Genomic DNA, 13,423 nt, shown 5'->3' on the forward strand with positions numbered 1-13,423 from the left:
ACGCCCGGTTACATTCCGAACCCGGAAGCTAAGCCTTTCAGCGCCGATGGTACTGCAGGGGGGACCCTGTGGGAGAGTAGGACGCCGCCGAACAATTTTTAGCCTCAACCCCTGGACACCGTCCGGGGGTTGAGGCATTTTTGCGTTCTGGGGCAGACATATGCGAGCCGGGGGGAACGCAGAGGTGGATTTCGCGTCCTGGGGCGACTGGGTCCGGGCCGTTCTGGGGGTGTGCGTCACCAGTCTGGTGATCGTGCTGCTCTGGCGTGGTGTGGCACGGGGAGCGGCGTACCGGGATCCGCACCGGCGTACGGGGCGCCGGGTTCTGCTGGTGCCCCGCCGGCTGGTGCGGGGGAGGCCGGAGGCGCTGCGGCCCGCGGTGCGGGCGGTGGTGGCCCTGCGCCGACACCAGGGGGTGCCGAGCGCGACACCCCTGGGCGACCTGCTGCCGCGGCTGGTCGAGGCGGACCGTACGGCGAGGGTTCTGCGGTGGGGACGGCGGGTGTGGGCCGGCGGTGTGCCGGGTCTGCTGCTCGTCGGGGGGCTCGTGCTGGGGACGTGGGTGGTGGCGTACCCGTACGTCGAGAACGGTCCGGGGGACTGGTTCCTGAGCCCCTACTGGGCCTTTGACGGGTGGTTCGGCCAGAGGGGGTTCGTCGACGGATCGGGGGACTGCGCGGGCTGGTCCCTTCTGATGGGTTGTGAGGAGGACTTCGTCCCCTGGTGGGCCGGGGCCGAGCTCGGATTCGCGTTCGGGGTCGCCTCCGCGCTCGTCGTCGGCGCCTGGTGGATCCGCCGGGCCGCCGTGCGGGAGTTCGCGGTGTGGGCGCGGCAGGAGCCGCCGCTGTCGGCCTGTCTCGCGGCGCTCGGCGCGTGCCGCGAGGCCCTTCGTACGCCCGCTCCCGAGGCGTCCGTCCTCGACGAGGCCGTCGCGGAACTGCGGTCCGCCCTGCGGGACTTCGCCCGGTGCGGGCCGCCCGCGGACACCGAGCGGCGGGCCGAGCTGGAGGAGCACGGCGGGCGCGTCGCCGCGACGCTGCACGAGGCCTCGGGCCGGGTGCTGCGGGAGGGAGTGCCGGCCGCGCTGCCCGATCTCGTACGGCTGCTCGCGCAGCTGCAGGACAGGCTGCACGCCTCCCGGTGGCTCGCGCTGCTCGACGCCTCGCTCCTCGTCCCGGTGCCGCCGCCGCCCGGGCCCGTCCCGCCGGCCGGGTCGGCAGGGGCGCCGGCGGACGCCGGGCGCTGGCAGCGGTACACGGCCATCGCGACGGCGCTGCCGACGATTCCGGCGCTGCTCGCGCTGGCGTTCACGGCGATCACGATCAGCCAGGCCCGGGACACGCTGAAGGTGACCGAGCGGGACCAGGTGGCGTCGAGCTACAACGACACCGTCGCCAATCTGGGCGACGACTCCGTGAACGTCCGGATCAGCAGCATCTACGCCCTGCAGCGGATCATGAAGGACTCGCCCCGGGAGCAGCCCGCGATCGTCGAGATCCTGTGCGCCTATGTGCGGGACAAGGCCAAGACTCCGGCGAAGGCCAAGGTGGACGCCGCACACAAGAACGTCGACACGAGGCCGCCCGAGGACGTGCAGGCGGCCCTGAAGGTGCTGGGGTCGCGGCCCATCGGGGTGGAGGGGGAGGGGGTCATGGATCTGCACCGGGCCTATCTGGTCGGGGCCGACTTCACCGACGGGGACTTCAGCGACGCCGACTTCCGTGATGCCGACCTCACGTTCGCCCAGCTGCGAGGGGAGTTCGAGAACGTGTGGTTCGGCGGCGCGACCCTCCGCGGGGCCTTGCTGACGGGTGGCCGGTTCGGGCGCTCGGAGTTCATCGGCACCGACATGGTGAACGTCTGGTGGGACGGCGCCGACTTCGACCACGCGGACCTCACGGGCGCCGACCTCAGCGGGGCCTCGCTCAACTCCCCCGACGACGGCGCCGTCAGCCTTCCCGGCGCGGAGCTGTCCGGGGCCAACCTCACGGACGCGAATCTGACCGGTGCGTGGCTCGTCGGCGCCGACCTCAGCAAGGACGACGGGAAGCAACTGCCCGCCGCGAACCTCACCCGGACGAACCTCACCCGCGCCGATCTGACGGGCGCGCGCCTCGACGGCGTGGACCGCAGGACCGCGGTGTGGGAGGAGGCAGTGACAGGGGACTGACACGGCCCCCGGGGTTCGCGGTCCCAGGGTCATGGCGCCGGGGTGACCAGGCCCGTGTCGTAGGCCAGGATCACCGCCTGGACGCGGTCGCGGGTGCCGGTCTTGGCGAGGATGCGGCCCACATGGGTCTTCACCGTGGATTCCGCGAGATGGAGGCGTTCTCCGATCTCCGCGTTGCTCCAGCCCCTGCCGATGACCGTGAGGATCTCGCGCTCCCGGTCCGTGAGCGGCGCGAGACGGGGGTCTTCCTCGGGGGGCCGGGCGGTCGCGGACGCCGGCAGATGGTGGATGTAGGCGTCCAGGAGGCGGCGGGTGAGGCTCGGGGCGACGACCGCGTCGCCGGCGGCCACCGCGCGGATGCCCGCCAGGAGCTCCTCCGGCTGGGCGTCCTTCACCAGGAAGCCGCTCGCGCCGGCGCGGAGGCCGTCGTACGCGTACTCGTCGAGGTCGAAGGTCGTGACGATCAGGATCCGGGTGCGGGCGCCCGTGGCGACGACGCGGCGCGTGGCCTCGATGCCGTCCAGGCCGGGCATCCGGATGTCCATCAGGGCGACGTCCGGGTGGTGCAGGTCGACCAGGCGGATCGCCTCCGTGCCGTTCGACGCCTCGCCGACGACCGTCATGTCGTCCTGGCTTTCGAGCAGCATGCGGAAGCCGAGGCGCTGCATCGGCTGGTCGTCCGCGATGAGTACGGTCGTCACGGGGGCGGGTCCTCCAGGGGGATGCGGAGCGCGACCCGCCAGCCGCCGGTCGGCAGCGGGCCGGTCTCGAGTGTGCCGTCGTAGCGGGCCGCGCGCTCGCGCATTCCGGTGATGCCGTGGCCCCGGCCGGGCGCGGTCGACCGTGTGCCGGTGTCGGTGACGACCATCTCCAGGGCCCCGGGGCCGTACGAGAGGCGGACGGACGCCGTCGCGCCGGGGCCCGCGTGCTTCAGGGTGTTCGTCAGGGCTTCCTGGAGCACTCGGTAGACCGTCAGTTGAGCGCCCGCCGAGAGGGGGGCGGGGCCGGGCGGGGACAGCTCGGCCCGGACCGGCAGGCCGGCTTTCCGTACGCCCGTGATGAGGCGTTCCAGGTCGGTCAGGGCGGGCTGCGGGGTGCGGGCTGCCGGTTCGTCGCTCCGGTGGCCCTCGTGGCCCTCGTCGCTCTCGTCGTGGAGCACGCTGAGGAGGCGGCGGAGTTCGGCGAGGGCCTGGCGGCTCGTCGTACCGATGGCTTCGAGGGCCTGGGTGGCGCGCTCCGGGTTCTTCGCCGCCGCGTACCGGCCGCCGTCCGCCAGGCCGGTGATGACGGCCAGGTTGTGGCCGATGATGTCGTGCATCTCGCGTGCGATACGGGCGCGTTCGGCGGTGGCGGCGAGGCGGACCTCGTGGGCTCGTTCGTCCCTGCGGGAGCGGACCGCGATGCCGAGGAGGGCGGCCAGGGCGTACGCCCACAGGGCGGGGACGACGCGCTGGTCCACGGCGCCCGAGGGGAAGCGGACCGCGCCCGTCACGAGCGGCGGCAGGAGCAGGGCCAGGGCCCCCAGGAGTGCGCGGGGCGGGCGGCTGAGCGCGATGTGGAAGACGGGGAGCATCTGGAGGTACGCGGCCTGGAGGAAGGCCCCCGAGGCGTCGCCGACCAGCGTCGCGCAGGCCATCACCGCCAGGACGGCCGTCGGGTGGCGCCTGCGCCAGTACAGCGGCACGGAGAGCGCCAGGGACAGGGTGACCACCAGCCAGACCGGGACGGACGGGTCGCGGGCCGTGGTCCGCCAGCCGCCGGCGGCGTCCACGAACGCCGCGACCGTCCAGGTGAGGGTGACCGTGGCGTCCCACACCCAGGGGTGGCGGGTGTCGAAGGCCCGTACGCGGGCGAGGAGGCGCTGGGCGTGCCGGCTCGGGCCCGTCGTGGCGGGCAGCGGCTGCGGTGTCTCCTCCGGGGTCACCCCGTCATCATCCCCATGGCGGGCGGGGCCGGGCGTCGGACCTGGGGCGGGTGTGCGGGGGGTGCGGGTCGTACCCCGGTACTACGGAGGGGGAAATGGCCTTGTCAGAGGGGTGGTGGGCTCGTCAGGATCGGCGGCATGGACTATTCGATACGCACCATCCGCGCCGACGAGTGGGAGAAGACCCGCGAGATCCGGCTGGCCGCCCTCCAGGACCCGATCGCGCACCTGGCGTTCCTCGACACGTACGAGGACGCCGTCGAGCGGCCCGACGCCTTCTGGAAGGAGCGGGCGGAGGGCGCGTCCGAGAGCGGCGAAGGGAAGGTCCGGCAGTTCGTGGCCGAGACCCCGGACGGCAGCTGGGTCGGCACGATCTCGCTGCTCGTGGAACGGCCCTCGGACGAGGTGCGGTTCGGTGAGGCGGCGAAGACCGAGCAGACGCACATCGTCGCGGTGTACGTACGGCCCGAGGCGCGCGGGACGGGGGTCGTCGACGCGCTGTTCCGGGCGGGTGTGGAGTGGTCGTGGTCGCTGTCGGAGCCGGTGATCGAGCGGGTGCGGCTGTATGTCCACGAGGAGAACGGGCGGGCGGCCGCGTTCTATCGGCGGTTCGGGTTCGTCGCCACCGGCGAGAGGGTCGCGGTGCCGGGGGACGACACGGCCCAGGAACTGGAGTACGAGATGGTGCGGCCCTCTTCGGGTGCGGGGTCAGGCGCGGGAGCCTAGGCCCGGCCAGGGGCGCCGTTCGGTTGTGCCCACCCTCCCCCGAGCTCTCGGCTTCGCTCAAGCAGGGGGGACCCCCATCGCCCTGGGGGCACCTCCCGGACGAAGTCCGGGGGAGGAACGATTGCCCACGACGGGATTCGGCCAGCGGGACTTTGCCTGTTCCTCGGAGCGCATCAGGGCCAGCGTCAGGAGGCCTTGGGCCGTGCCCGTGGTCAGGAGGTCCGGGAGTTGGGGGAGGGGGGCCACCGCGGCCACGTCGTCGAGGACGAGGGTCAGTGGTGGGTCGAGCCGACCGTCGGATGACCGTGCGGCCATGCGGCGGCCGTGCTCGACCACGCTTGCGGCGAGGGCCGTGAGGAGCGGCATCGCGCCGGGGTGGGTGCGGGGATCCTCGATCGCCTCGCCCACCACGTAGAGGGTGCCCCCTTCATCGAGGAAAGATGCGAGCGCCAGCGAATCAGTTCGATTCGGTACGCACGCCTCCCTGATGTGGACCGAGGAGAGGACCTCCAGCGCACGGACCGTCAGTTCCTGCGCCAGGCGGCGGGTTTCGGGGTGCGCGGTGAGCGCCGACTCCAGGACGCCCGCCAGGCCCGAGGCTGCCTTCGGGTGGCTGCGGAGGATGCGTACGGGCTCGTGGGCGCCCGCGCCCTGCGCCCAGCGGTGGACCTGCCGGAACGGCCGGCCGTCGACGGCCGCGGCGTGCAGCCAGCAGCGCAGGAGGGTCTCCGCGGTGTCGGCGGTGGCCGCGTCCAGGCGGGCGTGCGGGCGTACGGGGGCGAGCAGGGCGATCGCGCGTTGCTGCGCCACCGCCGGGTCCTCGCAGTGCTCGGCCGGGGACCAGTGGAGCCGGGCGGGGGTGTCGCAGAGGTGGCCGGGGTCGTGGACCAGGACCGGGCCGAGTTTGCCGCGGGCGTCCTTCGTCGAGGACCAGACGGCGGGGTCGGAGGTGACGACCAGGACGGGGCCCTCCGCGTCCAGGATCGCCTGCACGGCGGCCGGTCGACGGGTCTCCGGGGGGCCGTAGACGGTGCCGGGGATGGTTATGGGGGCCGGGGTGACCGGCGGGGTCGCCTCCGTCCTTGCCGGGGACTGTTCTTCCGTCGGCCGGCGTGGCGGCGGGGGCTGCTCCTCCGCCGGGCGGCGCTGGGCCGGGGGCGCGGCCGGCTCCTCCCGTACGCCCGCGTCCTCCCGTACCGGATTCGGGCGCGCGCCGTACGCCCCCGCCTTCCGCTTCGCGCGGACCGCGCGCCAGCGGGTCAGGGTGCCGAGGACGAAGACGGCGAGGACCATGAGGATCATCGCCTCGCCGATCAGCAGGCCCCAGAAGAGGCCGTACCCCGAGAGCTGGTTCGGCGGGGTGGACGGCCAGGCCGACGGGAGGTCCGTCGGGGCCGTCGCCAGGGAGCGGAGGGCCGAGGGGGTGCCGGTGAAGGCGACGTCCTTCGGCCAGGCGCCGTGGGCGAAGAGGCCCGCGAGGCCGGTCGCCGTCCACACCAGGAGCGTGAGGCCGAGGAGGAGGGCGAACAGGCTGAGGAGCAGCCCGTCGGAGATCCCTCCCCCTCCTCCCTTCCGTTCCGGTTCCATCTACGCCACCGTCGACTGCGAAGTGCCGTTCATCTGTTGCTCGATGAGGATGGCCCGCTGCTCGGTCTCCCACTCCAGTTCCGGGTCCGTGACGGAGGACTCCGTCATGGCGCGGTCGGTGTAGACGAGCGGGCGTTCCTTCTCGGTGATGAGGTGTTTGACCACCTGTACGTTGCCGTTGACGTCCCAGACGGCGATGCCGGGGGTGAGGGTCGGGATGATCTCGACCGCCCAGCGGGGCAGGCCGAGGACCCGGCCGGTGTTGCGTGCCTCGTCGGCCTTCTGGGCGTAGATGGTCCGGGTGGAGGCCATCTTGAGGATCGCCGCTGCTTCTTTTGCCGCTGCTCCGTCGACGACGTCGGAGAGGTGGTGGACGACCGCGACGAAGGACAGGCCGAGGCGGCGGCCGAACTTCAGGAGTCGCTGGAACAGTTGGGCCACGAAGGGGCTGTTGATGATGTGCCAGGCCTCCTCGACCAGGAAGATGCGCTTCTTCCGGTCGGGGCGGATCCAGGTGTGCTCCAGCCAGACGCCGACGATCGCCATGAGGATCGGCATGGCGATGGAGTTGCGGTCGATGTGGGACAGGTCGAAGACGATGAGCGGGGCGTCGAGGTCGATGCCCACGGTGGTCGGGCCGTCGAACATGCCCCTGAGGTCGCCGTCGACCAGGCGGTCCAGGACGAGGGCGACGTCCAGGCCCCAGGCCCGCACATCGTCTATGTCGACGTTCATCGCCTCCGCCGACTCGGCCTCCGGGTGGCGCAGGCGCTCGACGATGTCGGTGAGGATCGGCTGCCGGTCGGTGGTGTGCTCGGTGACGTACGCGTGGGCGACCTTGAGCGCGAAGCCGGAGCGCTCGTCGAGGCCGTGGCCCATCGCCACTTCGATGATGGTGCGGAGGAGGGCCAGCTGGCCCGTCGTGGTGATCGACGGGTCCAGGGGGTTGAGGCGGATCCCGGCGTCGTTGGCGACCATCGGGTCCAGGCGGATGGGAGTTATCCCCAGCTCCTGGGCGATGAGGTTCCATTCGCCGACGCCGTCCTCGCCCTGGGCGTCGAGGACGACGACCTGCCGGTCGCGGAAGCGGAGCTGGCGGAGGACGTACGTCTTCTCGAGGGCCGACTTTCCGTTGCCGGACTCGCCCAGGACCAGCCAGTGCGGGGCGGGGAGCTGCTGCCCGTACAGCTGGAAGGGGTCGTAGATGTAGCCCTTCCCGCTGTAGACCTCGCGGCCGATGATGACGCCGGAGTCGCCGAGGCCGGGCGCGGCGGTCGGCAGGTAGACGGCCTGGGCCTGCCCGGTGGAGGTGCGGACGGGCAGGCGGGTCGTCTCCACCTTCCCGAAGAGGAAGGAGGTGAAGGCTTCGGTGAGGACGGACAGCGGATCTCGCATGGGTCTGTGCCCCTTCGGCCCTAGCGGCGGATGCCGGTCGCGAACGGCAGGGTGTTCACAAAGGCCCGGTGGTGCTCGCGGTCGCACCACTCCAGTTTCAGATACGACTTGCCGGCGGAGGCCCTGATCGTGCGCTTGTCCCGGGCGAGGGCCTCGGGCGAACGCGACGACACCGTGATGTACCCGACGAGGTTCACTCCTGCCGCGCCGCTGGCGAGATCTTCACCCCGCTGGTCGAGCCGGCCGTGGGCGGCGATGTCGCGCGGGTCGACCGTGCGGTTCATCTTGGCGGCCCGGCTGGCGTCGGCCTCGTCGTTGGTCTTCTCCGTGAGCATGCGCTCGATGGCGACCTCGGTGGGCTCCAGGTCCATGGTGACGGCGACCGTGCGGATGACGTCCGGGGTGTGGACGAGGAGCGGGGCGAGGAAGTTGACGCCGACGGGGGTCATCGGCCACTCCTTGATCCAGGCGGTGGCGTGGCACCAGGGGGCGCGGGTGGAGGACTCGCGGGTCTTGGCCTGGAGGTACGTCGGCTCCATCGCGTCCAGTTCGGCGGGCCAAGCGTTTCGTTTCGTCATGGCCTGGATGTGGTCGATGGGGTGGTCCGGGTCGTACATGGAGTGCACGAGGGACGCGAGCCGGGACTGGCCGAGGGGCTGGCGGACCCGGATGTCGGCCTCGGCGAGGCGGGCGCAGATGTCGGTGAGCTCGCGGGCCATGACGACGGCGAGGCCGGCGTCGCGGTCGAGCTTGCGGGCGCCGGAGGCGTGGCGGGCGGCGCGGGCCATCGCGTTGGCCTCGGCGGCGAGCTCGCGGGTGTAGTGCATGCAGGCGACGAGGTAGGCGCGGTGCTGCTCGCTGGAGGTGGAGACCATCGACTGGAGCTGGTCGTAGGACTCCTGGAGCCAGGTGGGGGCATGGGTGTCTCCGCGCTGGGCGACGTCCTTGGCGTGGGCGTCGGGGTCGGCGGGGAGGGTGCGGGCGAGCATCTGGAGGCGGGTGACGAAGCCGTCGCCGTTGGCGACGTGCTTGAGGAGGGTGCCGAAGCGGTCGACGAGGGCCTCCTGGTCCTCGCTGTCGCGCAGGCCGACGCCGGGGCCCTCGATCTCGATGGCGGCGGTGACGGTGCGGCGGTCGGCGTGCAGGAGGACGGCGATCTCGTCCGGGCCGAAGGGGGCGGCGAGCCAGCCGACGTTGCCGATGCCGGGGGGCGGGCCGATCTCGACCTCGCGGCCGTCGAGGCGGGTGCCGGCCTCGGATGCGATGGAGCGGTAGGCCGTGCCGCGCTTGAGCATCCGCTTGTAGCTGCGGTTGATCTCGAACCACTTGTAGAAGGTGCGGTGCTTGTACGGGAGGTACACGGCGGCGATCGCGAGCATGGGCAGGCCCGCGAGGAGAGCGATCCGCAGGGGGAGGGCGGGGACGAGGAGTCCGCTCATCATGCCGAGGAAGGCGCCGACGATGATCAGGGCGATCTCGCCGGTCTCACGGTTCTTGCCGACGATCGCGTTCGGCCGGGCACGGCCGACGAGATACGTGCGGCGGGGCGCGACCGGCTGGGACTGGGTCGTCAACGCCCTGCACCTCCAGAGTTCTTGCGGTTGCTGTGCGGGGTACCCGCGGTGGGACTGCTGCTACGGGGCGGGGGCGTGGAGCCGCCGCCGGTGCCGCCGCCTCCGCCGCGGCTGCTGTGCGCGGCCATGCCCCCGGAGACGGGGTTGGCGGGGCGGGGGGCGGAGCCGGAGGACTGGCCGCCGCCGCTGTCGCGGGTGCTGTGGGTCTTGATGCCCTGGGAGACGAGGGACGCGGGGGAGGAGATGACGGCGGCGGCCGCGTTCTCGCCGGCGCGGTGGAGGCGGTTGTTGCGGGAGGCGGCGATCTCGTCGCCGAAACCGGGGACGAAGCGGTAGATCATCGCGGAGGCGAAGATGGCCAGGAGGATGATCGAGAGGCCGGAGACGACGGCGGAGACCGAGTTGGGGCCGGTGTCGGAGGACAGCGCGCCGGCGAGGCCGAGGACGATCACGATGACCGGCTTGACCAGGATGACCGCGATCATGATGCCGGCCCAGCGGCGGACGTGGCCCCACATGTTCTTGTCGACGAGACCGGAGTAGACGACGACGCCGAGCAGGGCGCCGACGTACAGCAGGACGGCGCGGAGGAACAGCTCCAGGTAGAGCACGCCGGCGGCGAGGACGGTCACCAGGGACACGATGATCAGCATGATGGGGCCGCCACCGATGCTGTCGCCCTTCTGGAGGGCCTCCTTGAAGCTGCCGAAGAAGATGTCGGTCTGCTGGCCGGTGCCGGAGGCGATGACCTCGGTGATGGCGTCGGTGGCGTTGACGACGGTGTAGAGGATCAGGGGCGTGAACGCGGAGGCGAGGACCGTCAGCCAGAGGAAGCCGATGGCCTCGGAGAGGGCCGTGGTGAGGGGGACGCCACGGACGGCCCGCTTGGCGACGGCGAGGAGCCAGAGGAGGAGGGTGAGGAAGGTGGCGGCGGCGAAGACGATGGCGTAGCGGCCGAGGAACTGCATGTTGGTGAAGTCGACGTCGGCGGTCTCTTTGACGGCCTTGGAGAGGTAGTCGATCGTCGTGACGGCGGCGTCGGCGAAGCCGTGGGAAAGGGAGGTGAGCGGGTCGAGAGCGGAGGTGGGATCGGTGACGGAGGAGCCACCGTTTGTGCCGCCCGTCTGGCCCTTCTCGCACAGCTCACGGGCTTGCCCGACGATGAGCGCGCAGGGGTTGTCACTCGCGCTCGGCGTCGGCGTCGGTCCCGCCGGGGTCGGCGTGGGCGCCGCCTGGGCGGTGGAGGCGAACAGCAGCGGTGCGCTGAGGAGGGCGACGGCGAGTGCTGCGGTCGCGCGCTTCGCGAGGCTTCGGCTAGCGGGCATAGGTGAAGCCTCCGTATCCCTCGACGGCCGCGGCGATCTCGTCAGCGGTGGAGGCGCGGTTGTCGCCGTTGACGGGGGTGGGGCCCTCGGCCTGCGTGGAGGACTCCAGGCGCCAGTCGCCCCCGACCCACTTGAGCTTCTCCGTGAGGGTGAACCAGGTGGACGTGACGGGCTTGGTCGAGCCCTGGCCGGCGAGGCCGACCAGGCCGGTGCACCAGACCTCGACGGTCGCGGAGGTGCCGGTGTAGTCCTTGACCTTGGTGCCGACCGGGATCGTGCGGGACACGAAGGTCAGACCGGAGGGGGCGGCGCCGTTCGCGTCGAGCCCGATGCCCGCCAGGAAGTCGGCCGTGTAGGCGGCGTCGAGCTGCCGCACGAGGCCGTCCGCGATCGCGGGGTCGTGGATGGCGCGCACGATGTTCTCGCGGGGACCGTCCTGGAACATCTCCACCGACCCCAGCGCCACCGCGAAGTTCGTCGCCGCGCTCTGGGCGCCCTGGTCGTCGTGGGCGTAGCCCGTGGGGATCGTGCCGTTCTTGCCGGTGACGGGGCGGACGCCCGTCGCGGAGGTGGGGGCCGTCCTGCCCGGGGTGCCGGAGCGGGCGCCGGCCGCGTCCGCGGGTTCGCCTCCGCCGCGGTTGGCGAAGGCGATGGCGGCGACGAGGACGACCACCACGCCCACGACCGTGAGGAGGGATCGGGAGCTGCGGACGGGGCGGCGGGCGCCGCCGTAGACGTCGCCGCTGTTGCCCTCGGGCAGGCGGGTCCGGGTCTGGCCCGAGCCGCCCACGCCGCCGAAGCTGTCGTGCTCGTCGCCGGGACTCATGCCGGGTACGCCCCCTCACTCGTTCGCGGGTACGGCCGTGCTTCACCATGACTGGGCATCAGGGAACGCATTCTCAGGAAGGTCGGGTCCGACGGGAGATCAGACGGCCATCCCGTACACGATGGTGAACAGCGTCCCCAGCGATCCGATGATGAAGACGCCGGTCAGACCGGCGACGATCAGGCCCTTGCCCTGTTCCGCGCTGAACGTGTCACGGAGGGCGGTCGCGCCGATGCGCTGTTTGGCCGCTCCCCAGATGGCGATGCCGAGGCAGAGCAGGATGGCCACGGCCATCACGACCTCGATCATCACCTTGGCCTCGGCGCCGAGGCTCCCGAAAGGCCCCCAGTTCGGGGCGATTCCACCGATGATGGTGGAGATGTCGCCCTTCTCGGCCGCCAGGTACATGTAACTCACCGCCCCTGTTGGGTACTTGGTCGCCCCTGCCGGACGGCATGGGTCATCGCCCTATCTTCGCTGATGAAACCGCTCACGTGTGACGGCTTGGCGGCTCTCTTTACCCGATCCCCGCACACTTGACCGATCTGACCGTCTTGACCTGCGGTGGTGTGGCCGGTTTCTATGCGAAGAAGCGTATGGTCACTCTGTGTATCACGGAGAGTGACTCCGGGCAATGATTGTCGTTGTTGCACTCTTGGGGCCGCGTCGGACGAAGTGTGCGCGAGGCGCCCCTCGGGGGCACCCCGCCGCCTAGACTGACCGTCCGGGCGTACTGCCATGAACCGAGGGGTGGTTGACGGTGCGTAGGGCTGGCAAGGCGTGGATGTGGGCCGGCGGGACCCTGGGGGTCTGTCTCGGCTTCGTCGCACTGCTCGTCGTCGGCACGTACTCCGCGGCGGCCGGGATCGCCGGCGGTGCGGGCGCCAAGAACGGCGCCGTGGCCCTCGCGAAGGGCTCCGTCCCCGCCCTCTACCAGGGCCTCGTGCAGCGGTGGGGGAACCTGTGCCCCGCCATCAACCCGGCCCTGCTCGCCGCCCAGCTCTACCAGGAGAGCGGCTGGAACCCGCGGGCCGTCTCCCCGGCGGACGCCCGGGGCATCGCCCAGTTCATCCCCGGCACCTGGGCCGGGCACGGCATCGACGGCGACGGGGACGGCGACCGGGACATCTGGGACCCGAAGGACGCCATCCCCTCCGCCGCCTCGTACGACTGCGAACTCGCGCGCTATGTGAAGGACGTGCCCGGGGACCCGGCGAGCAACATGCTGGCCGCGTACAACGCGGGCGCGTACCGGGTGATCCGGCACGGCGGCGTGCCGCCGATCAGCGAGACGCAGAACTACGTGCGCATCATCCGGTCCCTGGAGAAGAGCTTCGCCCGCCCGGCGGGCCGTCTCGCGCCCTCGCAGCAGGCCGCGGCGGCCATCCAGTGGGCGCAGGGGAAGCTGGGCACCCCGTACCTCTGGGGCGGGACGGGCACGGCCGCGCAGAACGGGCGGTTCGACTGCTCCGGGCTCACCCAGGCCGCGTACGACACCGTCGGCGTGCAGCTGCCGCGCGTCGCCAACGACCAGTACAACGCCGGCCCGCACCCCAGCAGGGGCGAGCTGCTCCCGGGCGACCTGGTGTTCTTCTCGGACGACCTGACCAACTCGCGGGCCATCCGGCACGTCGGCATCTACGTCGGCGGCGGCTACATGATCGACGCCCCGCGCACCGGGGCCGTGATCCGATTCGACCGGATCGACACCCCTGACTACTTCGGCGCCACCCGGGTCACCAGCGAGGGCGCGGCGGCGCTGCCCACCCATCTTCCGCAGGCCTGAGGGGAGCGGACGGGCCGTCGAGTGCCGTTCCTGTCGGCGGGCGCCGTTCGCGGCGGCGGGGGCGGTGTTCTTCGGGCGTATCGGGCATGGCCGGAACTCTCCGTCATGCA

General features: G+C 71.9%; 11 protein-coding genes and 1 rRNA gene. 4 read left to right on the top strand and 8 right to left on the bottom strand.

Annotated features, from left to right (window positions below):
* Together rrf and ACFYX3_RS35960 are read left to right on the top strand one after the other, a co-directional pair.
* Nucleotides 1-93: ribosomal RNA gene (gene rrf / locus ACFYX3_RS35955) — 5S ribosomal RNA — on the top strand; the annotation flags it as partial.
* A 91-nt stretch (nucleotides 94-184) separates the two neighbouring features.
* Nucleotides 185-2,170, top strand: a complete 1,986-nt coding sequence (locus tag ACFYX3_RS35960; protein ID WP_389022976.1) for a pentapeptide repeat-containing protein — start codon at nucleotides 185-187, stop codon at nucleotides 2,168-2,170.
* Between the two features lie 29 nt (nucleotides 2,171-2,199).
* Here the strand turns inward: ACFYX3_RS35960 and ACFYX3_RS35965 are convergent, their stop codons facing one another.
* Entirely contained in the window at nucleotides 2,200-2,871 is a 672-nt protein-coding gene (locus ACFYX3_RS35965) for a response regulator (RefSeq protein WP_389022979.1), read from the bottom strand.
* Nucleotides 2,868-4,094 carry a sensor histidine kinase gene (locus tag ACFYX3_RS35970; protein ID WP_389022982.1) on the bottom strand — a complete coding sequence of 409 codons (1,227 nt, stop codon included), beginning with the start codon at nucleotides 4,092-4,094 and terminating at the stop codon, nucleotides 2,868-2,870. Before ACFYX3_RS35970 ends, ACFYX3_RS35965 begins: the two co-directional genes overlap by 4 nt.
* Nucleotides 4,095-4,232: 138 nt before the next feature.
* Between ACFYX3_RS35970 and ACFYX3_RS35975 the strand changes: the two genes are divergently transcribed.
* Complete coding sequence (locus ACFYX3_RS35975; RefSeq protein WP_389022985.1) at nucleotides 4,233-4,820, top strand: GNAT family N-acetyltransferase; 588 nt, start codon at nucleotides 4,233-4,235, stop codon at nucleotides 4,818-4,820.
* Nucleotides 4,821-4,877: 57 nt separating this feature from the next.
* Here ACFYX3_RS35975 and ACFYX3_RS35980 read toward each other — a convergent pair whose 3' ends face one another.
* The 6 genes from ACFYX3_RS35980 to ACFYX3_RS36005 form a co-directional block, all read right to left on the bottom strand.
* Nucleotides 4,878-6,407 (bottom strand): type VI secretion protein, encoded by a 1,530-nt coding sequence (locus tag ACFYX3_RS35980; protein ID WP_389022988.1) that lies wholly within the window; start codon nucleotides 6,405-6,407, stop codon nucleotides 4,878-4,880.
* On the bottom strand, nucleotides 6,408-7,802 hold the full coding sequence (locus ACFYX3_RS35985) for an ATP-binding protein (protein ID WP_116159781.1): 1,395 nt from the start codon (nucleotides 7,800-7,802) through the stop codon (nucleotides 6,408-6,410). It lies immediately after the preceding gene.
* Between the two features lie 20 nt (nucleotides 7,803-7,822).
* The gene (locus ACFYX3_RS35990) at nucleotides 7,823-9,376 is read right to left on the bottom strand and encodes an SCO6880 family protein (protein ID WP_389022992.1); all 1,554 of its coding nucleotides are present in this window, start codon (nucleotides 9,374-9,376) and stop codon (nucleotides 7,823-7,825) included.
* Nucleotides 9,373-10,701: a hypothetical protein gene (locus tag ACFYX3_RS35995; RefSeq protein ID WP_389022994.1), complete on the bottom strand. Its 1,329-nt coding sequence runs from the start codon at nucleotides 10,699-10,701 to the stop codon at nucleotides 9,373-9,375. Before ACFYX3_RS35995 ends, ACFYX3_RS35990 begins: the two co-directional genes overlap by 4 nt.
* Entirely contained in the window at nucleotides 10,691-11,527 is an 837-nt protein-coding gene (locus tag ACFYX3_RS36000) for a hypothetical protein (RefSeq protein WP_389022997.1), read from the bottom strand. Before ACFYX3_RS36000 ends, ACFYX3_RS35995 begins: the two co-directional genes overlap by 11 nt.
* 99 nt (nucleotides 11,528-11,626) lie before the next feature.
* Entirely contained in the window at nucleotides 11,627-11,935 is a 309-nt protein-coding gene (locus ACFYX3_RS36005) for a hypothetical protein (protein ID WP_116159777.1), read from the bottom strand.
* Between the two features lie 376 nt (nucleotides 11,936-12,311).
* Between ACFYX3_RS36005 and ACFYX3_RS36010 the strand changes: the two genes are divergently transcribed.
* Nucleotides 12,312-13,313: a bifunctional lytic transglycosylase/C40 family peptidase gene (locus ACFYX3_RS36010; protein ID WP_359517738.1), complete on the top strand. Its 1,002-nt coding sequence runs from the start codon at nucleotides 12,312-12,314 to the stop codon at nucleotides 13,311-13,313.
* Nucleotides 13,314-13,423: the final 110 nt, after the last annotated feature.

Origin of the sequence: Streptomyces sp. NPDC002463 (assembly GCF_042889835.1) — a bacterium.
Classification (GTDB): domain Bacteria; phylum Actinomycetota; class Actinomycetes; order Streptomycetales; family Streptomycetaceae; genus Streptomyces; species Streptomyces nymphaeiformis.